General features: G+C 70.1%; 23 protein-coding genes and 1 other RNA gene. 16 read left to right on the forward strand and 8 right to left on the reverse strand.

Features of this window, described 5'->3' with window-relative positions:
• Window positions 1-4: 4 nt before the first annotated feature.
• Window positions 5-211: a hypothetical protein gene (locus ACIRG9_RS08305; RefSeq protein ID WP_402852108.1), complete on the reverse strand. Its 207-nt coding sequence runs from the start codon at window positions 209-211 to the stop codon at window positions 5-7.
• Between the two features lie 262 nt (window positions 212-473).
• Entirely contained in the window at window positions 474-1346 is an 873-nt protein-coding gene (locus tag ACIRG9_RS08310) for a carbohydrate kinase family protein (RefSeq protein WP_402852111.1), read from the reverse strand.
• 417 nt (window positions 1347-1763) lie between these two features.
• On the opposite strand from ACIRG9_RS08310, the gene ACIRG9_RS08315 reads away from it, so the two are divergent.
• Together ACIRG9_RS08315 and ACIRG9_RS08320 are read left to right on the forward strand one after the other, a co-directional pair.
• Window positions 1764-5000 carry an SNF2-related protein gene (locus ACIRG9_RS08315; protein WP_402853021.1) on the forward strand — a complete coding sequence of 1079 codons (3237 nt, stop codon included), beginning with the start codon at window positions 1764-1766 and terminating at the stop codon, window positions 4998-5000.
• Complete coding sequence (locus tag ACIRG9_RS08320; protein WP_402852114.1) at window positions 4997-5971, forward strand: SWIM zinc finger family protein; 975 nt, start codon at window positions 4997-4999, stop codon at window positions 5969-5971. The genes ACIRG9_RS08315 and ACIRG9_RS08320 overlap by 4 nt, the downstream gene beginning before the upstream one ends.
• A gap of 45 nt (window positions 5972-6016) precedes the next feature.
• Here ACIRG9_RS08320 and ACIRG9_RS08325 read toward each other — a convergent pair whose 3' ends face one another.
• Entirely contained in the window at window positions 6017-6274 is a 258-nt protein-coding gene (locus tag ACIRG9_RS08325) for a DUF3040 domain-containing protein (RefSeq protein WP_402852117.1), read from the reverse strand.
• Window positions 6275-6677: 403 nt separating this feature from the next.
• Window positions 6678-7349: a bifunctional DNA primase/polymerase gene (locus tag ACIRG9_RS08330; protein ID WP_402852120.1), complete on the reverse strand. Its 672-nt coding sequence runs from the start codon at window positions 7347-7349 to the stop codon at window positions 6678-6680.
• A gap of 242 nt (window positions 7350-7591) precedes the next feature.
• Here ACIRG9_RS08330 and ACIRG9_RS08335 point away from each other — a divergent pair, with 242 nt between their 5' ends.
• The 7 genes from ACIRG9_RS08335 to mctP all read left to right on the forward strand — a co-directional run bounded on the left by ACIRG9_RS08335 (window position 7592) and on the right by mctP (window position 14449).
• Complete coding sequence (locus tag ACIRG9_RS08335) at window positions 7592-8818, forward strand: helix-turn-helix domain-containing protein (protein WP_402852122.1); 1227 nt, start codon at window positions 7592-7594, stop codon at window positions 8816-8818.
• Between the two features lie 48 nt (window positions 8819-8866).
• Window positions 8867-9448, forward strand: coding sequence for a flavoprotein (locus ACIRG9_RS08340; protein ID WP_402852125.1), 582 nt, complete (start codon window positions 8867-8869; stop codon window positions 9446-9448).
• Window positions 9449-9550: 102 nt separating this feature from the next.
• Complete coding sequence (locus tag ACIRG9_RS08345; RefSeq protein WP_402852127.1) at window positions 9551-10423, forward strand: Nif3-like dinuclear metal center hexameric protein; 873 nt, start codon at window positions 9551-9553, stop codon at window positions 10421-10423.
• Window positions 10413-11150, forward strand: a complete 738-nt coding sequence (locus tag ACIRG9_RS08350) for a zinc ribbon domain-containing protein (RefSeq protein ID WP_402852130.1) — start codon at window positions 10413-10415, stop codon at window positions 11148-11150. The genes ACIRG9_RS08345 and ACIRG9_RS08350 overlap by 11 nt, the downstream gene beginning before the upstream one ends.
• 5 nt (window positions 11151-11155) lie before the next feature.
• Window positions 11156-12376, forward strand: a complete 1221-nt coding sequence (locus tag ACIRG9_RS08355; protein WP_402852133.1) for a bifunctional RNase H/acid phosphatase — start codon at window positions 11156-11158, stop codon at window positions 12374-12376.
• A gap of 178 nt (window positions 12377-12554) precedes the next feature.
• Window positions 12555-12797, forward strand: coding sequence for a DUF3311 domain-containing protein (locus tag ACIRG9_RS08360; protein ID WP_402852136.1), 243 nt, complete (start codon window positions 12555-12557; stop codon window positions 12795-12797).
• Complete coding sequence (gene mctP / locus ACIRG9_RS08365; protein ID WP_402852138.1) at window positions 12794-14449, forward strand: monocarboxylate uptake permease MctP; 1656 nt, start codon at window positions 12794-12796, stop codon at window positions 14447-14449. Before ACIRG9_RS08360 ends, mctP begins: the two co-directional genes overlap by 4 nt.
• Window positions 14450-14517: 68 nt before the next feature.
• On the opposite strand, the gene ACIRG9_RS08370 is transcribed toward mctP, so the two are convergent.
• The gene (locus tag ACIRG9_RS08370; protein ID WP_402852141.1) at window positions 14518-14997 is read right to left on the reverse strand and encodes a MarR family winged helix-turn-helix transcriptional regulator; all 480 of its coding nucleotides are present in this window, start codon (window positions 14995-14997) and stop codon (window positions 14518-14520) included.
• Window positions 14998-15051: 54 nt separating this feature from the next.
• On the opposite strand from ACIRG9_RS08370, the gene ACIRG9_RS08375 reads away from it, so the two are divergent.
• Entirely contained in the window at window positions 15052-16284 is a 1233-nt protein-coding gene (locus ACIRG9_RS08375) for an MFS transporter (RefSeq protein ID WP_402852144.1), read from the forward strand.
• Window positions 16285-16354: 70 nt separating this feature from the next.
• Here ACIRG9_RS08375 and ACIRG9_RS08380 read toward each other — a convergent pair whose 3' ends face one another.
• On the reverse strand, window positions 16355-17116 hold the full coding sequence (locus ACIRG9_RS08380; protein ID WP_402852147.1) for a sulfite exporter TauE/SafE family protein: 762 nt from the start codon (window positions 17114-17116) through the stop codon (window positions 16355-16357).
• Window positions 17117-17237: 121 nt separating this feature from the next.
• Between ACIRG9_RS08380 and ACIRG9_RS08385 the strand changes: the two genes are divergently transcribed.
• From ACIRG9_RS08385 to ACIRG9_RS08410, 6 genes are all read left to right on the forward strand, one after another.
• Entirely contained in the window at window positions 17238-17747 is a 510-nt protein-coding gene (locus ACIRG9_RS08385; RefSeq protein WP_402852150.1) for a SigE family RNA polymerase sigma factor, read from the forward strand.
• Window positions 17744-19192 carry a hypothetical protein gene (locus tag ACIRG9_RS08390; RefSeq protein ID WP_402852153.1) on the forward strand — a complete coding sequence of 483 codons (1449 nt, stop codon included), beginning with the start codon at window positions 17744-17746 and terminating at the stop codon, window positions 19190-19192. The genes ACIRG9_RS08385 and ACIRG9_RS08390 overlap by 4 nt, the downstream gene beginning before the upstream one ends.
• A 114-nt stretch (window positions 19193-19306) precedes the next feature.
• An RNA gene (gene rnpB, locus ACIRG9_RS08395) (RNase P RNA component class A) lies at window positions 19307-19718 on the forward strand.
• 724 nt (window positions 19719-20442) lie between these two features.
• Window positions 20443-21990, forward strand: coding sequence for an AAA family ATPase (locus tag ACIRG9_RS08400; protein WP_402852156.1), 1548 nt, complete (start codon window positions 20443-20445; stop codon window positions 21988-21990).
• Complete coding sequence (locus ACIRG9_RS08405) at window positions 21991-22833, forward strand: HNH endonuclease (RefSeq protein ID WP_402852159.1); 843 nt, start codon at window positions 21991-21993, stop codon at window positions 22831-22833. It begins immediately after the preceding gene.
• Between the two features lie 120 nt (window positions 22834-22953).
• Window positions 22954-23166 carry a hypothetical protein gene (locus ACIRG9_RS08410; protein ID WP_402852161.1) on the forward strand — a complete coding sequence of 71 codons (213 nt, stop codon included), beginning with the start codon at window positions 22954-22956 and terminating at the stop codon, window positions 23164-23166.
• Window positions 23167-23528: 362 nt separating this feature from the next.
• Here ACIRG9_RS08410 and ACIRG9_RS08415 read toward each other — a convergent pair whose 3' ends face one another.
• Together ACIRG9_RS08415 and ACIRG9_RS08420 are read right to left on the reverse strand one after the other, a co-directional pair.
• Window positions 23529-24242, reverse strand: a complete 714-nt coding sequence (locus tag ACIRG9_RS08415; protein ID WP_402852163.1) for a hypothetical protein — start codon at window positions 24240-24242, stop codon at window positions 23529-23531.
• A 35-nt stretch (window positions 24243-24277) separates the two neighbouring features.
• Complete coding sequence (locus tag ACIRG9_RS08420) at window positions 24278-25183, reverse strand: hypothetical protein (RefSeq protein ID WP_402852165.1); 906 nt, start codon at window positions 25181-25183, stop codon at window positions 24278-24280.
• Window positions 25184-25418 lie beyond the last annotated feature (235 nt).

A 25418-nucleotide genomic window follows, 5' to 3' on the forward strand; every position in this document is an offset into this window, starting at 1 on the left:
GGGTTCAGACCGCTGGGCCGCGCCAGGCGTAGATCCAGGGCCGGCCCCGGTGGTTGTCCGTCTCCAGCTCGTAGATCTGCGCCTTGGCCAGCCCCTCCGCGCCGAGGTGATGGTGGGTCAGCGGGGGGCGATCGTTGCTGTCCAGCTCGACGGTGACGGTCTCGCCGTCGGCCGTACCGCCCACCAGGGGGATCTGCACCGTGGAAGCCATGCGCCCATCCTGCCCCGGCGCAGGCCGGGCCGCAGCGGATAGCAGCGCAGCGGGGCCGGCCGCTCCCGGGGCTGCCGACGCAATGATCGACTCCGTGTGCGGCAACAGGTGGTCTCGCGATCGGCTGTGACCACCACATGCCGCACACGGAGTGGATCAAGGATTGGCCACCTGCCGCACGCGGAGTGGATCAAGGATTGGCCACCTGCCGCACGCGGAGTGGATCAAGGGGCGGCCCGAACTGGCCGACGGGAGACCGGGCTCAGTCGCGGGGCAGCAGGCCGGGCGGATACTCCATCCCGTCGTGGGTGCAGGCGGCGGCGGCCACCCGGGCCGCGTACCGGGCGGCGTCCAGCGGGGGCGCGCCGCGCAGGCGGGCGGCGATCAGGCCGGCCGCGAACGCGTCGCCGGCGCCGTTGGTGTCCACCACCGGGGCGGGCGGGGTCGCCGCGGGCACCCGCGCCGGTGGGGTGTCCACCCCGTGCAGGGTCGCGCCGGCGGCCCCGCCGGTCACCAGCACCGTCCGCGGCGCCAGCCCGTCGGCGACCTTCCCGGCCCGGTCGCCGAGCCGGACGTCGCTGACGAAGACCAGGTCGGCGGCCTCGGCGAAGGGGCGGTGGTAGTCGTTCTCGCCGTCCCAGTCGTGCAGGTCGGTGGAGAGGGCCGTGCCGTCGCCGAGGCCCGCGCGCAACGCCGGCAGCGCGTCCCGGGCCCAGTCCATGATCGAAACGTGTACGTGCGCCGCGTCGCGTACCAGCGCGGTCAGCTCCGCCTCGGCGAACGGCACCGGACCGGCCCACGGGCGCGGGTCGTAGAGGGACATCCGGCGGCCGGCCGGGTCGACCAGGTTCACCGACCGGCGGGTGCCGCCGGGGGCGTCGGCCAACACGGTCCGTACCGACGTGCGGGCCAGGGCCGCCCGGACCACGTCGCCGGCCGGGTCGGAGCCCAGCACGTCGATCAGCGCCACCCGCAGGCCGAGGGCGTGCGCGGCGAGCGCCACGCCGGCGCCCGTGTTGCCGATCCGCAGCTCGACCGGGGGTACGGTCAGCGAGTCGGCGGTGGGCAGCGGAAGTGCGGGAACCTGGGCGCGGATGTCGACCCCCAGGCCACCGATCACGAGTAGATCGACCACGCCGCCGAGACTATCCGGCCGGGGCCGCCTATCCTGGCACGGGCGGTCGTCGAGGGGGAGTGCGTGCTGGTCATCCACGGGCTGTGGCTGCCCGGCGTCGGGCTCGCCGTCTGGGCCGAGGACAGCACCCGGCCACCCCGCGCGCCCCGCCGTCCCGGGCGCCCCCCGCGCGAGCGCCCCCATCCCTTCGCCGCCGACCAGGCCAGCCTCGCCGCCGCGCTCGGTGACCCGCGCGCCGCGCTCGGCGACCCGCGCGCCGCGCTCGGCGACCCGCGCGCCGCGCTCGGCGACCCGCGCGCCGCGCTCGGCGACCCGCGCGCCGCGCTCGACAACCCGCCGGCCGCGCTCGACAACCCGCCCGCCGCGTTCGGTGACCCGCCCGCCGCCCTTGGCGACCCGCCCGCCGCGCCGGCGTCGGTGCTGCTCACCCTGCCTACCCGGGCGGGCTCGCCGCTCGATTCGCCGGAGCTGGTCCGGGCCGCCGTCGACGAGCCGGTCCGCGGCCCGGTGGCCCTCGCCGGGTGGCGGGTGCCCGCCCTCGCGTACGTCCCGGACGCCGCGTTCGCACTGCTCCGGGCGCTTGACCCGAAGGACGCCGTGATCGGTGCGAGCCTGCGCCACCTGGCCGAGCTGGCCGACTTCGCCGCCGACCTGGTCGCTCGCGGCCGGCTCCTGCCCGGCGTGGCCGACCACGATCCCGCCTCCGCCGACCAAGATCCCGCCTCCGCCGACCACGATCCCGCCTCCGCCGACTTCGCGTCCCCCGCCGCGCTTGCGTCCCCGCCGCACCCCACCCCCGCGCCGCTGTCGGGTGTGGCCGCCGCAGATCTTGGAGACCTGCCGTTCGGACAGGACGGTAAGTTTCCAAGATCTGGCCAACGCGCGAGTGGCGACGGCGACCAGCGCGTTCTCAGCGCAGGCGGGGGCGGCTCGGTCGGCCGGAGCCGGGCCGTGCGGGGCGCGGCGGACGGCGGGCGATCCCGGCGTCACCTGCGCCCGGTGGGCGACGGGGACGTGGCGACCGCCCGGGCGGTCTGGCGTCCCCTGCTCACCGGCACGGATGCGGCCTGGGCGCGCTCGCTCGCCCTCGCACTGCCCCCGGCCGCCCGCGCCGCCGTCGAGTGGGAGGTCAGCCGGACCGCCGGTGGCCGGACCGTCGGTGGCCGGACCGCCGGTGGCCGGGTGGCCGGAGGGGTGCCGGCGGGCGCCGAGCCGGGGGAACTTGTCGCCGCGGCGCTGGACGCGCTGACCGACGCGGCCGCCCGGGCCGCGCTCGCCGACGTCTCGCTGCACCGGGGCATGCGGCCGGGCGGGCCGGTGCCCCGCTGGCTGGCCGCGCTCACCGGGCCGGAGCGCGCCTTCACCGCCGAACCGGCCGCGCTGGTCACCCTCCGCACCGAGCTGGACGCCTGGCAGCGGGACGCCGCCGGCGGCGCGGTACGAGCCGCCTTCCGGCTGGTCGAGCCCGACGTCGACCCGGTGGCCGAACTGGTCGAGGAGGGCTCCTGGCGGGTCGAGTTCGGCCTGCACCCGGCCGACGAGCCGGGCCTGGTGGTCGACGCGGCGCAGGTCTGGCAGGGGCCGACGCCCGCGCTGGCCGGGCGCGGCGTCGACCCGCAGGAGACGCTCCTCGCCGAGCTGGGCCGGGCCAGCCGGCTCTGGCCGGAGCTGGAGGACGCGCTGCGGACCGCCACGCCGGAGGGGACGGACCTGGACGCGGACGGGGCGCACCGGTTCCTCCGCGAGGGTGCGCCGGTGCTGCACGCGGCCGGTTTCGGGGTGCTCCTGCCGTCCTGGTGGCGGCGGTCCTCGGCGCGTCTCGGCGCCCGGTTGCGGGCACGCAGCCGCACCGCCCCGGGTGCGGTCGCCGCCGCCTCCGGCGGTCTCGGGTTGGACGCCGTGGTGGACTACCGCTGGGAGGTGGCCCTCGGCGACCAGCCGCTGACCGCTGAGGAGCTGGCCTCGCTGGCCGAGCTGAAGTCCCCGCTGGTCCGGTTGCGGGGCCGCTGGGTCGAGTTGGACCCGCAGCGGCTCGCCGCCGGGCTGCGGCTGCTCCGCTCGGCCGGTGAGCTGACCGTCGCCGACCTGCTGCGGATGGGCCTGGACGGCGCCGACCGCCCCGACGAGCTGCCGGTGCTGGAGGTGACCGCCGACGGCGCGCTGGGCGAGCTGCTGGCCGGAGGGGCGGAGCGGCGGCTCACCCCGGCCGATCCGCCGCCGGGGTTCACCGGGACGCTGCGGCCGTACCAGCGGCGCGGGCTGGCCTGGCTGGCGTTCCTCCAGTCGCTCGGGCTGGGTGGGATCCTCGCCGACGACATGGGTCTGGGCAAGACGGTGCAACTGCTCGCCCTGCTCGCCGGGGACCCGCCGGAGGCCGGGCCCACGCTGCTGGTCTGTCCGATGTCGCTGGTCGGCAACTGGCAGCGGGAGGCGGCCCGGTTCGCGCCGAAGCTGCGCGTACACGTGCACCATGGTGCGGAACGGGCGCGGGGCGCGGAGTTCGCCGCGGCCGTGCACGCGGCGGACCTGGTCCTCACCACCTACTCGGTGGCCGGGCGGGACGCGTTCGACCTGGCCGGGATCGACTGGCACCGGGTGGTCGTGGACGAGGCGCAGGCCATCAAGAACGCCGCCACCCGGCAGGCCGAGGCGGTCCGGTCGCTGCCCGCGCGGCACCGGGTCGCGGTCACCGGTACGCCGGTGGAGAACCGGCTCGCCGACCTCTGGTCGATCATGCAGTTCGCCAATCCCGGTCTGCTCGGCCCGGCCGCCACGTTCCGGAAGAGGTTCGCCGAGCCGATCGAGCGGCACGGGGACGCCGAAGTGGCCGACCGGCTGCGCCGGATGACCGGACCGTTCGTGCTGCGCCGGCTCAAGACCGACGCGTCGATCATCTCCGACCTGCCCGAGAAGTTGGAGATGGAGGTGCTCTGCAACCTCACCGCCGAGCAGGCCGCGCTCTACCGGGCGGTGGTCGACGACATGATGGCGAAGATCGAGTCCAGCGACGGGATGGAACGCCGGGGCCTGGTGCTGGCCACGATGACCCGGCTCAAGCAGGTCTGCAACCATCCGGCCCAGCTGCTGCACGACGGGTCCACGCTGCCCGGTCGTTCCGGCAAACTGGAACGCCTTGAGGAGATCGTCGACGAGGTCCTCGCGGCGGGGGAGAAGGCCCTGCTCTTCACCCAGTACGCCGAGTTCGGCGGGATGCTGCGCGGCCACCTGTCCGCCCGTACCGGCCGGGAGGTGCTCTACCTGCACGGCGGGGTCGGCAAGGCCGAGCGGGACACGATGGTGACCAGGTTCCAGTCGCCGGACGGCCCGCCGCTGTTCGTGCTGTCGCTGAAGGCCGGCGGCACCGGGCTGACCCTGACGGCGGCGAACCACGTGGTGCACGTGGACCGCTGGTGGAACCCGGCGGTCGAGGACCAGGCGACCGACCGGGCGTTCCGCATCGGCCAGCGCCGACGGGTGCAGGTACGCAAGTTCGTGTGCGCCGGCACGGTGGAGGAGAAGGTGGCCGCGATGATCGCGGACAAGCGCAGCCTGGCACAGCGGGTGGTGGGCAGCGGCGAACAGTGGGTCACCGAACTCTCCACCGAGACGCTGCGGGAGCTGTTCGCGTTGGAGTCCGGGGCGGTGGTGGAGTGACCACTTCGGATGACCGCTCGCGGTTCGCCGAGTTCGGGCCGCCGCGCCGGGTCGAGGGCGGCCTGCGGGCGCGTAGCACCCGGGGTGCGATCGGCCGCTCGTGGTGGTCCCGGCGGTTCCTGGAGGTGCTGGAGTCCTTCGCGCTCGGCACCCGCCTCACCCGGGGTCGGGCGTACGCGCGCCGAGGCCAGGTGCTCCGGCTCGACGTCGCCCCCGGTCTGGTCACCGCCGAGGTGCAGGGCTCCCGGCCGAAGCCGTACCCGGTGCGGATCGGATTGGCGGCGTACCCGGACGAGGTGTGGGAGCGGATCGAGGCGGACCTGGCCGGGCAGGCGTTCTTCAGCGCCCGGCTGCTCGCCGGCGACCTGCCGGCCGAACTGGAGGAGCTGTTCGCCACGGCGGGCGCGCCGCTCTTCCCGGCCGACGTGGCCGAGCTGGAACAGTACTGCGGCTGTCCCGACTTCGCGGTGCCGTGCAAACACCTGGCGGCCAGCTTCTACCTGCTCGCCGAGGCGTTCGACGCCGATCCGTTCCAGCTGCTGCACTGGCGCGGCCGGAGCCGGGCCGAGCTGCTCACCCGGCTGCGTACGCTGCGCGGCGCCACCACTCCGGCCGTGGCCCATGTGTACGGGCCGGCCGAGCGGACGGCGGCGACGGGCGGACCGGCCGTCAACCCGGCCGAGCAGCGTGCTGAAGGCCAGCCCGAACCTCCGGTGGCCGGTGCGGCGCGGGTGCTCGGCGGGCTGCCGCCGGCCCCGCTGGCCGACGCGGTGGACCGGTTCTGGCTGTCCCCGGTGTCGTTGCCCGACCGGCCACCCACCCTGGCGACCGGGCCGGAGTTGCTGCTGCGGCAGCTCGCCCCGCCCGGCGCGGCGATCGGCGGCCCCGGCCTGGTGGAGCGGCTGCGCCGGGCGTACCGGGAGTTCGGCGGTCCCCGGCCGACGGCGGACCCGGACCTCTCGGCGCGTTGATCCCGTTCGGGCAGTGTCCCGGCACGGATGGGACGGTCGGCGCGGTCATAGCCAACGCCGCCGGAATCGCCACATGAATCCGGCGTTGGCCAGCAGCACCACGGCACAGATCGCGCCGGCCAGCCGCCCGGCCAGCACGGTCATCGCCGGCAGCGAGGCCCACAGCACGATCGTCAACAGCATCAGATATCGGCCTCGGCGGGCCCGGGCCCGGTCCTCGAGCCGGGCGAAGAACTGCGGGTCGCTCTCCCGCAACTGGCGGGTGATCTGTTCGAACCTGCGCTGATCCTCTTTGCTGAGCATGGCGGGTCCTTCCCCTCACGGCTTCAGCGGTTCGGGGGCATACCCGTAACGGCGGCGGGTCACGCGCCGCTGCTACAGCTACTTTCGATCGAGTCGGGCAGGCATGCCCGGTCCGGATCTTCCGGGCGGACCACCGCAGTGTGGGCTTATCCGCGCCTCAGCGGACGGGGCGGTAGGTGATGTTGGGGCGGGAGCCGGTCGGCCGGGGACGGCCGGGGCGGGTGCCCCAGGGCCGGGTGCCGGCCCAGCGGTGCGGACGGCGGTGGTGTCGTGATGGTTCGGTGCCGCCGGTGTGGCGGGCCGCGTCGTCTCGTGACATCTCAACCCCCGCTCTGGCGCGAACGCGCTCTCACCTGGTCCAACGAGTCCGGTGTGGGGGAGGACGCTGTCGGGGAACCGCCGGTCAGGGGGCGCGGCGGGGAAAGGGGAGCTGGCCGGGGAGCAGGCCCGGGGCGAGCGTGATGCCGGCCGAGCGCAACGCGTCGATCAGCGCGTTCTGCACCAGGTACGAATCGGGCAGTTGCCAGCGGGCCTGCTCGGGGGCGACCGCCCAGCGCACCGTCCCCTCGGGCAGCGGGGTGGGCGGCGCCGGGATCCACGAGCCGGGACCGTGCCGGACCACGTGGAAGCACTGCTCCAGCTCCGGCCGGAGCGGGTCACCCGGGCGGGCCAGGAACATCCAGCGGCCGGTGGGGGTGACCAGGACCGGCCCGCGTACGCCGAAGCCGGCCGGGTGGGACACGACGGTGTCCAGCACCTGCCGGCCGAAGTGGGCGGCCACCTCCAGCACGTCGAACGAGCGCCCGGTGGGCAGCAGCACCCCGTGTGGGCGGCTGCGCCACCAGGTGGCCACCCTCGCCGGGTCGGCGCTCGCCGCGTGCTCCCAGTCCTCAAGGGCCGGATGGCAGCCCACGGTGGGACAGCCGGCGCGGCCGCAGACGAAGCGGTGGTTGGCCAGGCAGGCGCCGGGCGTCACCTCCCAGCCGTGTGCGGCGTACCGGACGGCGACCCGGCGCAGCCGGACCCGTTCCAGTGGCGACAGGCGAGCCATGCGCGGTCCGACGGTCTCCCACATCTGCGCCATCCCCTCTCGCCCCGGCAAGACGGTGTCCACATCGCACGTCGAGCGCCGTCACTGCCGTAACCCACACTCGTTGACCTGACGAACGGCTGATGCAACTTGCACGGAAACTACGAGGGCTGACCGTAAGGTTGACGTACAGACTGTGCGACCAGGGGGACATTGCGGGACCGACGGGTCGTCGCGATCGCCGCCCGGAGGAGATCAGCCGGACGTGGTGGGGGAGGGATGGCGAGATGGACGAACTGCCCATAGGCCGCCGGGTGGCGTACTGGCGCGGCCGTCGCAAGATGTCCCAGCAGGTCTTCGCCGACCGGCTCGGCAAGTCCAAGAGCTGGGTCGACAAGGTCGAGCGCGGGGTGCGGCGGCTGGACAAGTTCTCCGTCCTCTACGAGATCGCCGACATCCTCCAGCTCGACGTGCAACTGCTGCTCGGCAAGGACCCGGAGCGGCGTACCGACGCCTTCAACTGCATCGACCAGGTCGAGGTCGAGGAGATCCGCGCCGCGCTGGAGCGGTACGACTCGATGAGCGCGTACTTCGACGCGGCGCCGTACCCCCCGCCGCTGGACGACATGCGCAAGGCGGTCAACCACGCCTGGCTCACCTACCAGTACGGCCGCTACGGGATGCTCACCCGGGCGCTGCCGAAGCTGCTGCGCGACGCCCAGGCCGCGGATGCCGGCCACGGCGGAGACCGGGCCCCGCAGGCGGCCCACCTGCTCGGGCAGGTCTATCAGATCGCCTCCTCGGTGCTGCGCAAGCTCGGCGAGTGCGAGCTGGCCTGGCTGGCCGCCGACCGTTCGATGGCGGTCGCCCAGCGGGCCGACGACCCGCTGCTGGCCGGCATCGCCACCACCCGGGTCTGCAACGCGCTGGTGGCGATGGGTCGGGCCCGGCCCGCGCTCGAACTCAACGTGAACATCGCCAACCGGCTCGCTCCCGGCGGCGACAACGAGGCCACCCCGGGCCGGCTCTCCGTCTACGGCATGCTGCTGCTCCAGGGTGCGATGGCCGCCGCCCGGATCGGCGACTCCGCCACCGTGGACGACCTGCTCGCCGGGGCCCAGGAGGCGGCCACCCTGGTCGGCGGGGACCACAACCACTACTGGACCTCGTTCGGCCCGACCAATCTGGAGCTGCACCGGGCCGCCGCGGCGGTGGAGTTGGGCGACGGCGGCCGGGCCGTGGAGATCCACCAGGCCATCTGCGAGACCGCGTTCAACGGCCTGCTGCCCGAGCGGCGCGCGCACCACCTGCTCGACATCGCCCGCGGCTACGCGCAGATCGGCGACATCGCGAACGCGGGTGAGATGCTGCTGCGCGGCGACCGGCTCGCCCCGTCCGAGATCCGCTGCCGGCCGATCGCCCACGAGGTGATGTCGGACGTGCTCCGTCGCACCCGGGGTACGCCGCCCGCACCGATCGCGGAGTTGGCCGAGCACATGGGCGTCGGCGTATGAGCGAGCGGATCATCAGCGGAGTGGCGGCATGAGCGCGGTGCCGGTCGGATGAACGGTCCGCGCATCGGCCTCGGGCGCCGCCGGGTGCTCTATGTCATCGCCTGCGGTTCGCCGCTGGCCCGTGACGTCGGCCGCCTCGTCGACCTCGCCCAGCAGGACGGCTGGGACGTCTCCGTGGTCACCACGCCGGACGGCGCGAAATTCGTCGACCGGACGGCGCTGGCCCGGCAGACCGGTCACCCGGTACGCACCCACTACAAGAACCCGGGCGACCCGGACGTGCTGCCGCAGGCGGATGCGATGCTGGTCTGCCCGGCGACGGTCAACACGGTCAACAAGTGGGCGGTCGGCATCGCCGACACCCTCGCGCTCGGGCTGCTGGTCGAGGCGCAGGGGCTCGGGTTGCCGATCGCGGCCGTCCCGTACACCAACTCGGCGATGGCCGCGCACCCGGCGTTCCGGGCCAGCCTGGAGCGGCTGCGGGAGTGGGGGGTGCGGGTCGTGTTCGGCGATCATGTCGTACCGCTGCATCCGCCGGGCACCGGCGAGCGGCACCTGCACGACTTCCCCTGGGCGGTCGGCCTCGCCGCGCTGCGTGGCACTCCGCGTCCGGCCGCCCCGGTCGGCTGAGGTGTAGCAGGGGCCCCTTGTCAACGCATTCTGTAATACACGGGCCCCTTCCTGACCGCCATGGGCGTGAGAGCAGTCTCGACGCCGGTAAGCTGGCCGGCCGTGAGCACAACCCGATTCCCACCCACGGTCGCCGACGTGGTGGCCGCGCTGGATCGCCGCTATCCGCCCGCCTGGGCCGAGGAGTGGGACCGGGTCGGCCTGGTGCTCGGCGAGCCCGCCAACCCGGTGCGCCGGATCGCCTGCGTGGTCGACGTGGTGCCCGAGACGGTGGACGAGGCGCTCACCGCCGGGGCCGACCTGATCGTCGCGCACCACCCGCTGCTGCTGCGCGGCGTCTCCTCGGTCGCCGCCACCACGTACAAGGGGCGGATCGTCCATCGGCTGATCAAGTCGGACGTCGCGTTGTACGCGGCCCACACCAACGCGGACGTGGCCGACCCGGGTGTCTCCGACGCTCTCGCGGCCCGCTTCGGGCTGACCGGGCTGCGTCCGCTGCACCGGCCGCGGCCCGGGTCGCCGGCCGACGCCCCCGGGCGGGGCATCGGCCGGATCGGCGAACTGCCCACCCCGATGACCCTCGCCGAGCTGGCCCGGCACGCCGCCGCGGTGCTGCCCGCCACGGCCTGGGGAGTTCGCGCCGCAGGTGACCCTCGGCGTATGGTTCGTAGCCTCGCCGTCAGCGGCGGCTCGGGGGACGGTTTCCTCGCCGAGGCGACCGCCGCCGGCGTGGACGCTTTCCTCACCGCCGACCTGCGCCACCACCCCGCCGGTGAGCACCTCGCCGCCGGTGGCCCGGCGCTGCTGGACGCCGCCCACTGGGCGACCGAACGACCCTGGCTGGACGACCTGGCCGCCCAGCTGCGGGACGAGCTGGGCGTCGAGACCGTGGTGTCCGACCTGGACACCGACCCGTGGACCGTGCACGCCGCCGCACCCGACCGGACGACAAGGAGCCCCGACCGTGAAGGCTGACCCGAAGGTGCAGCGTCGGCTGCTCGACCTGCAGGCGATCGACACCACTCTCGCCCAGCTCGCCCACCGCCGCCGGTCGCTGCCCGAGCGGGCCGAGCTGGAGGCGCTCGCGCGGGAACTCTCCGCGCTGGAGGACGAGCGGGTCCGCGCCCAGGTGGCCGTCGACGACCTGGACCGGGACATCGCCCGGCTGGAGAAGGACGTCGACCAGGTACGCGCCCGCAAGAGCAAGGACGAGGCGCGGCTGGCCGCCGGCAGCGGCCCGGCCCGGGAACTGGAGGCGATCCAGCACGAGCTGGCCTCGCTCAACCGCCGCCAGGGCGACCTGGAGGACGCCGAGCTGGAGCTGATGGAGCAGCGCGAGACCGGGCAGGGTGTGCTCGACGGCGTCGAGCGCCGGATCGCCGAGGCCCGGGACCGGCGGACCGGCACCGAGCAGCGCCGCGACGAGAGCCTGGCCGAGATCGCCAAGGAGGAGGAGTTCAAGCGCTCCGCCCGCCAGCCGCTCGCCAACGACCTCCCGGCCGACCTGGTCGCCCTCTACGAGCGGATCCGCGAGGACACCGGGCTCGGCGCGGCGCTGCTCACCGCGGCCCGCTGCGGTGGCTGCCGGCTGGAACTCTCCGGCGCCGACCTGGCCCGGATCCGCAAGGCCGACCCGGATGAGGTGGTGCGCTGCGAGGAGTGCCGGCGGATCATGGTCCGGACCAGCGAGTCGGGGCTGTAACCGTCGTGGCGGTGCGCGGGGTGGTGGTGGAGGCCGACGGCGGGTCGCGGGGCAACCCGGGCCCGGCCGGCTACGGCGCGGTGGTCCGCGATCCGGAGACCGGCGAGGTGCTGGCCGAGCGCTCCGAGTCGATCGGCACGGCCACCAACAACGTCGCCGAGTACCGGGGTCTGATCGCCGGGTTGGAGGCCGCCGCCGAGCTGGGCGCGGCCGAGGTCGAGGCGCGGATGGACTCCAAGCTGGTGGTCGAGCAGATGTGCGGCCGCTGGCAGATCAAGCACCCGGGGCTGCGACCGCTCGCCGCGCAGGCCGCCGGCCTGGTCGGCCGGTTCGAGAGCGTACGGTTCACCTGGGTGCCCCGGGAGCGCAACCGGCACGCGGACGCCCTGGCCAACGCGGCGATGGACGCTGCCGCGGGCCGGGCGCCGGCCCGGCCGACCGTCGAGTCGCCGCGGATCGTGGAACCGCCGCGCGAGGTGGCCGCCGCCGACTCGGCCGCCCGGGCGGCGGCGCGCGAGGCGGCGACGCGGGCCGCCGTGGGCCGGGCCACCGGCACCGATCCGGCCACCACGCCGGCTTCGTGGGAGCCGCGCCCCACCGAGACCGCGACCCGGCTGATCCTGGTCCGGCACGGCGAGACCGGGCGGACCGTGCAGAAGTGCTACTCGGGCCGCGACGACGTGCCGCTCACCGACCGGGGTCGGGCCCAGGCCCGGGCGACCGCCGCCCGGGTCGCCGCCCTCGCGCCGTCCGTCGCGGCCGTGGTCAGCTCCCCGCTGTCCCGCTGCACGGCCACCGCCGAGACGATCGCCGCCGCCGTCGGCAACCCTCCGGTACGCCCCGACGACGACCTGATCGAGTGCGACTTCGGGGTCTGGGAGGGGCGGACCTTTGCCGAGGTGCGGGAGGGCTGGGCGGGGGAGTTGGACGCCTGGCTCGCCTCCACTCAGGTCGCCCCGCCGCAGGGCGAGTCGTTCGCCGCGGTCGCCGAGCGCACCGGCCGGGCGGTCGAGCGGCTGCGTACCGCGTACCCGGGGGAGACGGTCGTGGTGGTCTCCCACGTCTCACCGATCAAGCTGGTGCTGCGCGACGCGCTCGCGGCCGGCGACGCCTTCCTGCACCGGCTCTACCTGGACACCGCGGGCGTCTCGGTGCTCGACCTCTACCCGGACGGCGGCGTCGCGGTCCGCTCGGTCAACGACACCGCCCACCTGACCTCCTCCTGACCGCGGGACCTCCGATGCAGCGCGTCGGCCGTCCGCCTCCGCCGTCCGCCTCCGCCGTTCGGCGCAGGCGGGGGGCCGCTCGGCGCAGCATCGCCACCGGGATGGACGTGACCTGGGTCACATGGCCGTAACCTCCGGCCGTTACCTGGCGAGTCACGACTTCCCGGAGGTGTGTCACATGGCAGCACCCGAACCGGAGGCGCCGAGCACGGCGCGGTCCAGGGCGACCGATCGCAGCCCCTGGAACTGGTTGCTCTTCATCCCGATCGTGGTGCCGTTGATCCCGGCCTTCTTCAACGCCGACTCACCCCGGATCTTCGGATTCCCGCGCTTCTACTGGCTGCAACTGGCCTGGATCATCCTCGGCGTCGGCACCACCACGCTGGTCTACCAGATGACGAAGAGGCGGGGTGACCGGTGATGCGCGACCATCTGACCGAGATCATCGTCTTCACCGTCCTCTTCCTGCTGGTCAGCGCGATGGGCTTCGTGGCGGCCCGATGGCGGGCGCCGCGCGACATGGCGCACCTCGACGAGTGGGGGCTGGGCGGGCGCAGCTTCGGCGGCTGGATCACCTGGTTCCTGGTCGGCGGTGACCTGTACACCGCGTACACCTTCGTGGCGGTGCCGGCGCTGATCTTCGGGGCCGGCGCGGCGGGCTTCTTCGCCGTGCCGTACACGATCGTCATCTACCCGTTGGTGTTCCTGGTGCTCTGCCGGCTCTGGTCGGTGTCGCACCGGCACGGCTTCGTCACCCCGGCCGACTTCGTCCGCAGCCGGTTCGACTCGCCGATCCTGGCGCTGCTGGTCGCGATCACCGGCATCGTGGCGACCATGCCGTACATCGCGTTGCAGCTGGTCGGCATCGAGGCGGTGCTCAAGACGATGGGCGTCACCGGGGACAGCGCGGTGGCCCGGCACCTGCCGATCATCATCGCGTTCGCGATCCTGGCGGCCTACACGTACCAGTCCGGGCTGCGCGCGCCGGCGCTGATCGCGTTCGTCAAGGACTCGCTGATCTACGTCGTGATCCTGGTGGCGGTCATCTACCTGCCCCACAAGCTGGGCGGGTGGAGCAGCATCTTCGACGCGGCGGACGCGAAGTTCCAGGCATCTCCGGCCCCCGGTGACGGCATCCTGCTCAACGCCAACAACCAGCTCCAGTACGTCACCCTGGCGTTCGGTTCGGCGCTGGCGCTGTTCCTCTATCCGCACAGCATCACCGGCGTGCTGGCCAGCCGGAACCGGGACGTGATCAAGCGGAACATGTCCGCGCTGCCGGCGTACAGCCTGCTGCTCGGGTTGATCGCGCTGCTCGGCTACATGGCCATCGCGGCCAACGTGACGCCGCTGGCGGGGGCCAAGGCGGGCAGTGTGGACACCAACACCATCGTGCCGCGGCTCTTCGACGCGCAGTTCCCGAGCTGGTTCGCCGGGATCGCGTATGCGGCGATCGGCATCGGGGCGCTGGTGCCGGCGGCGATCATGTCGATCGCGGCGGCGAACCTGTTCACCCGCAACATCTACAAGGAGTATCTGAAGCGGGATGCCAGCCCGGCGCAGGAGGCCAACGTCTCGAAGATCGCCTCGCTGGTGGTGAAGGTCGGCGCGGTCGCCTGCATCGTCTTCCTCGACCCGCAGTTCTCCATCGACCTGCAGCTCATCGGCGGCGTGATCATCCTCCAGACGTTGCCGGCGGTAGCGCTGGGCCTCTACACCCGCTGGTTCCATCGGGGCGCGCTGATCGCCGGCTGGGCGGCCGGCATGGCGCTGGGCATGTGGATGCTCTACCAGGTCGCGAACCCGGCGACGGGGAAGAAGCACTTCGCCGGCTCGGCCTTCCCGCTGGAGAAGTTCGGCTTCGACACCCCGAAGACGATCTACGTCGGGATCGTGGCGGTTCTGGTCAACCTGGTTGTCGCCGCGCTGCTCACCCTGGTCCTGCGAGCCGGCAAGGTCGCCGACGGGGTGGACGCCACCACCCGGGACGACTACTTCGCCGACGAGGGCGACCCGCGGGTCACCCCCGGCCCCGACCGCGGCGCCGAGTCCGCCCGCGAGCCGGTCGCCTGAAAGGACGGGCCCCCTGTTGACGCCTCGCGTTGTACAGGGGGCCCTTCCTGACACGCGCACGGCGGTTCTCAGCGGGGGCGGTTGCGCGAGTCGAGGGCCTCGTTGAGGCGGTGCAGCAGCTCTGCGAGGGTGGCCCGGTCGTCGGGCGACCAGGCGGCGAGGATGTCGCCGTAGAGCCGGGTGCGGGCCGCCCGGACGGCGGCCATCCGCTGCAGCCCGGCGGGGGCGGCGGAGACCACGGTGCCGCGCCCGTCGGCCGGGTCCGGCGTACGGGTGATCAGGCCGTCCCGCTGCATCGCGGCGACCTGCCGGGTGACCGTGGAGCCGTCCAGGTTGAGCCGGGCGGCCAGCGCGGAGACGTTCTGTGGGCCGGCGGTGTCCAGGTATCGCAGGATCACGTACGCCGCCCGGTCCAGCACCCGGTGTTCGGCGGTGCCGGTGGCCCGGCGGGTCGCCTCGCCCAGTCGCATCAGCAGGGCCACCTCGGTCTCGATCCGGCCGAGGGTGATCTCGTCCTGGCCGGTTTCCTGGCTGCGGTCGTCCGTCATAGCTGTATGATACAACCGAATTAACTGTAAGATACAGCTATCTAGGGAGGCGGAGTGGATCGGGGATCCGAGCCCAACCGCAGTGCCATCTACGCCACCACGCTGGTGGCCTTCCTCGCCATCGCCGGCATCGCCGTGGTGGACCCGATCCTGCCCGCCATCGGCGCGGCGATCGGCGTCACCGCCTGGCAGGTCGAGCTGCTGTTCACCGCGTACATCGCGGTGATGGCGGTCGGCATGATCCCGGCGACCCTCGCCAGCGGGCGGTTCGGCTTCAAACCCGTGCTGATCACCGGGGTCACCGTGGTCGGCCTCGCCGCGATCCTTGCCTCGTTCAGCAACGACATCGTGCAGCTCTCCGTGCTACGCGGCGTGTGGGGGCTGGGCAACGCGATGTTCTTCGCCACCGCGATGGTGGTGCTGGTCAACCTCGCCAACGACCGGGAATGGGTGGTCGGCCTCTTCGAGACGGCGCTCGGGCTTGGCTTCGCCGTCGGCCCGCTGATCGGCGGCCTGCTCGGCGAGGTGAGCTGGCGGCTGCCGTTCTTCGTCTGCGGCGTGTTCATGGTGCTCGCGCTGGGCGTCGCCGCGCGCAAGCTCCGCGAACCGGCCCGCCGGCAGCCTCCCGTACGCGTCGGCCAGATCTTCTCGACGTACCGCAAGCCGGCGTTCATCACGCTCTGCGTGGTCACCGCCGCCTACAACTTCGTCTTCTTCGTGGTGCTCGGCTACACGCCGCTCTACCTGCACCTCGACGTGATCCCGCTCGGGCTGGCCTTCACCGGCTGGGGCCTCGGCCTGGCCGCCGGCATCCTGTTGATCGGTCACCGGCTGGCGCACCGGATCGGCGCCGTGCAGACCGTCGGCGTCGCCATCACCGGCCTGCTGGCCTGCATGGTGCTCTTCGCCACCTCCTCCGGCACCGCCGAGTCGCTGGTGGTGCTGGTGCTCGCCGGCCTCTTCATGGGACTGGCCAACGCCAACCTCACCGACCTGGCGCTCGGCCTCGGCTCCGCCGACCGGCGGGTCGCCACCGGCGCGTTCAACCTGGTCCGCTGGGGCGCCGCCGCGCCGGCCCCGATCATCGCCGGCAAGCTCGCCGAACACGGGCTGGCCCTGCCGTTCTGGGTCGGCTTCGGGGTGCTCGCCGTCGGCGTGCTGATCTATCTCGCCTTCGCGCACCTGATGGCCGCCGGCTACGGCGAGCGGGTGCTCTGGTCGAGGTGGAACCGGGCCGCCCGCGGCGCCGAGCACTCCCCGGAGGAACCGGTCGGCGAGGCGTACTGAGCTCCGTCCCGTCCTGGTCGAACCGCCCCTGCGCGATGCCGCGCCGGGGCGGTTCGGTGTCCCAGGGCGCCTATCGCAGGGCGCGCGAGAGCAGGTAGAGGCCGATCACCGTGCCGAACACCACGATGACCGTCTTCAGCACCACCGGCGGCAGCCGGCGGACCAGCCGGGCGCCCAGGTAGCCGCCGGTCACCGTGGCCGGGGCGACCACCGCGGCGGCCGCCCAGTGGACCGGGCCGAAGAGCGCGAACACCACCAGCGTGGTCAGCCCCACCACCGCCGAGAGCAGGTTCTTGATGGCGCTCACCCGGGCCAGGGTGGTGTCCAGCACCAGCGCCAGGCCGGCCACCAGCATCACCCCGAGCGCCGCGCCGAAGTAGCCGCCGTACACCGAACCGATCGCGACCATGGCCTGCACGCTGACGGTACGGCGGCGCGGGCTCAGGTGGGCCGGGTGGCCGACCAGCCGGCGCAGCGGATCCTGGAAGGCGAGTACGGCGGTCGCACCCAGCACCAGGAACGGCACCACCAGCTCGAACGCCCGCGCAGGGGTGGAGAGCAGCAGCAGGCAGCCCACGATCGTGCCGGCGATCGCGGTGGGCAGCAGGCGCCACAGCTGCCTTCCGCGCGACAGGTCCATCCAGCTGCCGGCGACAGCCGCGACGTACCCGGGAAACACCGACACGGAGTTCGTGACGTTGGCCGGAATCGGTGGCAGGCCGGTCGCGATCAGGGCCGGGAAGGTGATGAGCGAACCGCCCCCGGCCACCGCGTTCACCGTGCCCGCGGCGAGGCCGGCGGCGACCAGGAGCGCGACGTCGGAGAGGTTCATGGGCCCCGAGGCTAGTACGGCTCGGACCGAACTCAACCTTTCGCTACCCTGCCGCGTCGTTCCCATCGACCGGGCCGACGAGGGGAGCGAGCTGTGCATCATCGCGACAGGGGGTCCGCCGGTGGATGACCCGGAGTTCCGCGAATTCGTGGAGATCCGCTACGCCGACCTGCTGCGCACCGCGTACCTGTTGACGGGCAGCCGGGACGCGGCCCAGGACCTGGTGCACGAGGCCCTGCTCAAGGTGATGCGGCACTGGCGACGCGTCGACGAGCCGATGGCGTACGTGCGCCGGGCGATGGTGAACGAGCGGACCAGCCGCTGGCGCCGCATCGGGCTGCGGGAGCTTGTCACCTCGACGGTGCCGGACCGGGCCGGCCCGGACAGCACCGAGGCGGTGGTGATCCGGGACGAGCTGCTGGCCGCGTTGGACCGCCTGCCGGTGCGGATGCGCACGGTGCTGGTGCTGCGCTACTGGGAGGACCTGCCGGAGGCAGCGGTGGCGGAGGCGATGGGCTGCTCCGTCGGAACGGTCAAGAGCCAGGCGGCCCGCGGGCTGGCCCGGCTCCGGGAGGTGCTGGCCGCGCCGGGGCCGCGGGTGGTCAACGGGTTGCTGGGGGAGCGGGCATGAGCGTGGACGAACTGCGGGCCGGGCTGGCCCGGATCGCCGAGACGGTGGTCCCGGACCCCGACCCGTACGAGCTGGTGATGCGGCACGCGCGACGGCGCCGTCGGCGTCGCCTCGCCGGCCTGGCGGCGGCGGTGGCCGCGGTGCTGGCGGCGGCGCTGACCGGTCCCGCAGCGCTGAACGCCGCGGGCCTGCACCACGAGTCCGAAGACCCGCCACCCGTCCACGGCCAGCCGGTCGACTCGCCGTGGGGCTGGCGTCTGATCAACTCGCCCACCCGGGGCAGCCTGGCCGGGGACACGGCGTTCGTCGCCGACCTGGCCCGGCTCTTCGACCGCGAACGCGAAGAGCTGCACATATCCGCGGACCTGCCGACGGTGAAGGTGCTCTTCGCCGATGAGTCCGCCGGGTACCGCCAGGTGGTGCTGGTCTACCACTCGGCGAAGTCGGCGGCCCTGGTGGTCTCGGAGGGCCCGGCCGGGGCAGCACCGGCGCGGCTGCGGAGCGACGACGTGCTGTGGATCGGGCCGGTCGACCCGTTCAACCTCATCGGCGTCCACTCTCAGCCGCCCGGCGTGCAGAATCAGCCGCTGCTCGGCCTCGCCCCGGCCGGCTGCCGCGTCTCCATCAGCCGGACCGCCGACGCCGGGGAGTCCGGCCTGCGGCGGCAGTGGCAGGCCCAGCCCACCGACGGCTATCTCCTGGTCGACCAGGACACCAGCGACGGCTGGTGGCGAGTCGAGTGCGACGGGCAAGTCCGGCAGGAGGAGCCGATGCGACCCGCCGGGGCAGGCCGTGCCGGCACCGTCGCCGAGACGTATCCGGACGACGGCCGTTGGGCGCCGACCTCGGAATTCCCCAACACGACGGTGGCCCGGGAGGCTGGGCAGACGTATCGGGTCCTGGCCCGCCAGTCCGGCCTGGTCGACGAGGCGCGGCCGGTGATCCGGTGGTCCGGCCGGCTCGACCCGCCCGGCGGCGAGGCCGCGCTGCTCACCGCGCGGGGCGGCGGGCCGACCCTGCTGTTGGTGGGCGACACCGGTGCCGGCCCGCTGCTGGCCCTCGCCACGGTCCGGGACCCGGCTCCGACCGAGCCCGCGTCGGATGTCGGCCCGCTGCGACCAGCGCTGGTCGCCACCGGCTACGCCCCGGCGCCCGACCTGCTGGCGGTCCGCGTGCCGGCTCTCGACGGCGACCGGGCCCTGCTCACCGACCAACTCCTGGTGGTGCCCTACAAGGGCGCGACGCGGATCGAGGCGGTGGCCGACGGGAAGGTCCGGGCGAGCGCGCCGGTGACCGGCGGGGCCGCCCTGCTCACCCTGCCGATCGGTACGCAGGCGACCCTGCGGGCGCTGGACGCGGACGGCAAGGTGCTGGGATCGGGGGTACTGCGCGAACCGGCAACGGGCGAGCGGATCTTCAACGAGCCGCTCATATCGGCCTGGTAGCGGGTGGCCTTCACGGGTGCCTGGCGACGCCTGGGTTGGTCCTGGTGACGCTGCGGACCGCCGGCCGGGAAATGGCGACGGCGCGGGCGTCGTTAGGATGATGGACGCGACGGACGAGTCGACCGGGCGGTCGCGTCGACGGGCTTTGCGGCCCGTCGCCGAGGAACGTCCGGACTCCACAGGGCAGGGTGGTTGCTAACGGCAACCCGGGGTGACCCGCGGGACAGTGCCACAGAAAACAGACCGCCGGCCCGATACGGGACGGTAAGGGTGAAACGGTGGGGTAAGAGCCCACCAGCATCCCGGGTGACCGGGATGGCTCGGTAAACCCCACCCGGAGCAAGGCCAAGAATGGGCCGTCACCGCGAGGCGACGGTCCGCGCAGACGCTTGAGGGCTGCCCGCCCGATGTCTGCGGGTAGGCCGCTGGAGCCTGCCGGCGACGGCAGGCCGAGATGGATGGCCGCCGCCGACGCGCCTTCGGACCGCGTCGGTAACAGAATCCGGCGTACAGGTCGACTCGTCCGTCGCCCAGGTCAGCCACCCTATGCGGTGGCTGACCTGCTGTTTCTTCGGGTGGTGCTGGATCATCCTTGGTCATCTTTGGTCGGCGCCAGCGACACCGCCCGGACGGCCCCGAGCCAAGCGGTTCATGGGGCTGCCCCCGGGTGGTCCAGGCACGGCGACCGATCACGTCAGACCGCTTCGTTGGTCTGCGTGGGGGTCGGTTCGGGAACCAAACCGGGCCTAACCAGCGTCCAGGCTTCGTAGAGGGGCACGGTGCGGCCTGTCAGCGTCGATCAGGCACAACCCGAAGGTCGGGCGACGAGCGAGTTAGTTCGACGCTCGAACCCTCCTTGCAAGTTCTGGGCAGCCTTCCGATTGCGTACACCGTCGGTCGGCCCGCCCTCGTCGGGCCGACCAAGAGCGGTTGGTCGTCCGCCCTCGTTGCTACAGGCACTGCTACACGCCGGGCTAGGTCAACCTAGATCCTGAGAAGCCATCCGGCCGTGTTGGGAAGGACCCCCGCTGGGGGTTGCGGACTCAAGCTGCCGGCTGGTGCCAGCTGATGGTGGCCCCATCGACGAGCAGGTGCGGGCCTCCCGGGCGTCGACGCGGGTGCCAGCGCGGGTTCCACCATGGACTACCAGCTACCTTTCGTCGCCCGTTTGGCCCTCGTTCGATCTCCACAGCGGACAGCCCCGCGACGATGGCGGTACGCTAGGCGATCCTACGGTGTGGAGGGAACCGATGGAGTTCTTGGTACAAGAGCGAGGGCAGGCGATACCAAGGGCCGAAAGCTCCAGATACATCCTCCTGCGCCAGGATACCTGGGACGACTACACCTTCAAGACTACCTTCACGGTCGAACTACGGGACTACGCCGCAAGCGCAGTCATCGGGACTGTCAAGATCCTAAAACGAGGCCAGGAGGCGGGATACACGGCTTTGCCGGGCACAACATTCCGGGCCCTTGGTGACGACTACTGCTCGCTTGGGCAATCAACGTCGTACTACGAATCCCTAAAGTCTCTCGGGCCCGACGTGTACCTTCCGGTGCTCGTCGCACTTAGGGACATCGTATATGAACCTTCCATTCGTGCAGAGTTTCTCGATGAACCAGGGCTTGAACTTTCCCTGGAAAGAAACGGCAGTTCTGTGCGCGCCTTTCAAGACGCGGCCTCACTGTTCGAGAGAGTGCCATACATGCCCGCGCAGACGAAGTCGACCCTTAAGCTCTCCTTCTTCTCAAGCGTAGGGGGCAGCGACTTCACCTTTCCGATGAGATTTGGTGACTCGCCACACTTGCCCGACAGAATCAATGCGGTAATTGGCTACAACGGCACTGGAAAGACCCGATTGTTGGCCAATCTCGGTATGGTGGCCAATGCCGACGCCGCAGAGCGTGCGAATGATGCGTTTGCACTTAACTACGGCCGGTTCCTGGAAACGAATCGAGAGGCGTTCGGCGCGGTAATCACCGTCTCGTACAGTGCCTTCGACACGTTTGATGTACCTGGCTCGAACAGTAAGGAGCGGGAACGCCTACGGCGAGTCGGAAATGTTTTCGGCCACGTTTACTGCGGCCTTCGCACCTTCGGCTCTGTCAAGGAAGATCTCAAAGAGCCGCACAAACTTAAAAGCATCTCAGAGATCGAGAAAGAGTTCTTCGCCACGTTGAGCAGTGCTTCAAACGTTACGCGGCGCGGGTTTTTCGAAGAAGCGCTTATGCCTATCGAGGCGGAGCCATCCTTCGAACGCTTGGGTGTCAGCTTGCGAAACATTCACACGGACACCTTCAGGAAGGTTATATATCCTACCTTAAGTACGGGACATAAGATCATCCTCAACATCGTCACTCAACTTGCGGCACACCTCCAGCCCAGATCTCTTGTATTAATGGACGAGCCCGAGGTTCACCTCCATCCCCCACTTCTTGCGGCGCTGATCAAGAGCATTAACATCCTGCTTGAGCGCCGCGATTCGTTTGCCGTGATAGCCACTCACTCGCCCGTCGTCCTGCAAGAGGTTCCCCGTCAGTATGTGCGAGTGCTTAGGCGTTTCGGCAACCGAACAGTTGTGCATGAGCCCGAGATCGAAACCTTCGGCGAGAATGTGGGCTCCCTTACTCGCCATGTATTCAATCTTGATAGTACCAGCACTGACTTCCACTCCGTCCTAAAAAAACTGGCGGAGGAACTACCGGTGTCAGAGATTGAAGGACTTTTTCAGCGTGGTATGAGTTCGCAGGCCAGGGCCTATCTGGTAAGCCTGAAGCGCGAAATGGAGCGTTCGTAGGTGTACTCCGTACCCCCGCCCCGACGCGACGACTGTCTGGACTACCGCACAATCTCCAACGCTCGGAGGAACCCGGCAGTCAAGCAAGCGCTGCTTAGCAAAGCCGGCCTTGTTGAGGCTGCGTACGCCGAGTACGAAAACGCCGGGGGCAACCCCGAGCAAATCACGGTTGAAGGGTTCGGAGATGCGGCCCTCGCTGCGATGCTGGAAAACTGCGACGCACTTGACACCGGACGACCGTTCGGATCCCTCCGGCAAGAGATCCTCTCGTCGGCGCGCGATGGCCAATGCCCTATGTGCGGTAGGGGCCAAGTCGCCACTCTTGATCACTACTTACCGAAAGCTCATTATCCTCAGTTTAGTATCTTCTCCAGAAATCTCATCCCCGCCTGCCATCGGTGTAACTTCAAAAAGGGTGATATTATCGGGAAAGCAGCGGGCCGTTTTTTACATGCCTACTTCGACGCACTCCCCGAGCGGTCCATACTTAGAGTGAAGACCCACGTTTCAGATACGGTCACATTGACGTATTACATAAACCTTGAGGCAACTGTTGATGAGTTGACCCTAAGAAATGCGGCCTTCCATTTCGAGAAACTGCAACTGGCGCCGTATTATCAAGCGGAAGCCACGTCCGAATTGGCGGATCGGGTAGAAGCCCTAGACGTTTACTATGGCCCTGACGGCGACGCGGATCTCGTTCGTGATTATCTGACTCGTGAGGCCAGTAGCATCCAATCCGCGAAGGGCTTGAACCACTGGAAAACGGCGTTGTTCAGCTCCTTAGCGGCAGACCCGGACTTCTGCGACGGAGGTTTTCGTCTCTTGATGCCGGATTTCTAGCTCGCGCCATAGACGCCCACCCTGATACTCCGATTACCTCCGTCATCTTGGTGGGGTTAGGCTCGATCAATTGCCTCTGCGGCGGAATCATGGCCCCCCTTCCCCTCCTTGTGAAGATTGATGACCTGGAAGCCCGCGCTGACCGCCGCCGGCACCGTGCCGACCGGGGCGACGGGCATGCACGAGCTGCGCCACTTCTACGCCTCGGCACTGCTCGACGCGGGGGAGAGCATCAAGGCCCTGCCCCCGAGAGGTGTTGCTGCCGCTGCGGCGTGCATCCGCAGCACACCGGGGCCGGGGAGGGCCTCCCCAGTTCCCGCCGCCACCATCTGAACGTTCCGCGCCCCATACGCCGGGGAGTTCTTCGCGGCTGCAATCCAGGAGCTACACCGCTTCCATGGCCTTCACCCTGAATTCGGGGGCTCGGCACTCCCTCTGCCCCACCCAAACGGGCAAGACCTCTAACGACGCCGCAGGCTTCGCGTCATGCTACGGACCGCTCAGTCGCTCCCCCTGACAGGGCTTTCGACGCTGGGCTTCGACCCGACCCGTTTCCAGACCGAGCCGCCAGCCTGCTACCGGGCCTCCTGGCAGCTACCCGGACCGGACTCACACCGGCAGGCGACGACGAGCTTACGACTCCAGATGAGCTACACACTCACCTCCAGGTCCGCTGGGCGCACGAATCATCGAGGTTAGAGGCCCAGCTCGCGCCTATCATAAAGCTCCTGGTTCATTGCGTAATCTGCCATCGCGCGAAGAAGTGAGCCCATCTGGAGAATGGCGTAGAACAACATCGTTGCCATCAAGAAAAGGCCCAGGCTGGAGCGCCGGCAGTGGGAACAATCAACCATGTTTAGGTCGCCGGCAATTGCGAAATATATCACACTCACAATTCCTAGACTAAGCTGTGCGCCAAGGGTCCAGGTGAATGTGAACATAAGATCACCATAGTACGACCTGAATGATGGCCCATAATGCTCCGAGCTCAATAGGGGCTCTTTGGAAGTGTCGACTGCCTCTACAGTCAGGCCGGAGTCTGTCTTCTTGACTCTGGCGCGCGGGGCTTTCGGGCCGTTTGCAATCATTGTGAAATATAGTTGCCCTCGCGGTATTCCGAGGGCTAGGACCGTTGCTGCTGTAGCAGCGCCGAAACCGAGAGCGGAAAACGCCAGCACGCCTGCAACTAGGTCTTTAACAGCTACCTTTTGGAGGGCGGGCATCCAATTTAGGCGGAAAGAGGTGAAGACCAGAAGTCCAGCGAATAAGGTGCTTAATGCTGCATTTCTGTGCAGGAGTGTCTCTTGGAGCCGGGGAGCTAGGTAGCGACGACTAAAGCGGAATAGATCTTGCTTGGGTGGTCCAGGGCTTGCCTTCTTCATGCCTGAGGCTTCCGGGAACCCGCTCATAGCACAATGATAGACGTCAGGTGTGACAAGTTGGCCTACGCCGACTCAGTCTGACGCTCGGCTTCCCCCTGCTGCCGGACGATGGGAATCGCTTGTTGTGCAAGACGTCGAACCGCTTCCCTCACGCTCTCGTCCTGGTCGCCCAGAGGGGCTTCGTCGTCTACTCGTGCTACGGCACGTAGTTGGTGCCTCTCCAAGGAAACAGTATGATCAGTGGGTTCTCCTGGTCGACGCCCCACTACTTTCATGTCTCGAATGTTTGGCAGGCGTCGTCGAATATTCGAAATGATTACATTAATGATGCCCTCGTCTTTGCTCAGCGATTGACCACGAGGCGCATGCACTACGACCGCCGCGTTTTTTCCGCCTGAACTGCCCGCAAGCTCCGAGAGAACATCGCTTGCGTCGTTCCAGTCGGAGTTCGGCCTGTTTACTACGATTGATGCCTCTTTGATTCGGGATAAGTCGAGAATCTCGCGCTCTAGTGATGCAGCGGGAAGCGGATCAAGGTCTAGGTCGACGGGCCCGTAGCCATTCTTTCGGCTAACTCCGAAGAAGTACTTCTCCAGGCTGGATGCGCTTACGCCTCGGCGTCGATTTTCAACGAAAATCAACCTATCTCTCGGGATAACCGAAACTCTCGTCGGCTGCGCAAGCCATGTATTTTCAGGGGTGCGAGCTTCCTGGGTGGTGCCTGTTTGCCTATTGAAAAGTAAAGGAATGCCCCGCGGGTTCCCGCTGACAAAACGAAAGTGAATGAACTCGCCGTCAATGGCGGAGGCAGTGACGGCAATCACCTGGTCTTGCGCGACAGGTGTCTCGGTTTCGGGCGCCGGAAGATCGGCGAGCCATCGAAAGAATCCGTCGTAGTTGAGAAGCGTCCTAGGCGTTCGACCATGCATGACAAATGCTTTGACTTGTCGTGTGTGCTTGCCGGGCATGCAACCTCCAAAACGTATTGCCGCACCACCGTACAGGGTAAGGGTGCCCGGCGAGGCAACACGATCTAGGTGGGACAGCAGGGTCCTCGCGTGCGGATGGGAAACCATCGTCGAGACGTCATATCTAGGGCTTGTCGACGTAGAAGTCAACCAGCGATCAACTCTGGCTGGCCTGGTGTCGGCTAGCCGACACCAGATCCCCAAGGTGGGTTAATTGGTGTGTAGCTGTCGAGCA

This window comes from Micromonospora sp. NPDC093277 (assembly GCF_044765245.1).
GTDB lineage: Bacteria > Actinomycetota > Actinomycetes > Mycobacteriales > Micromonosporaceae > Micromonospora.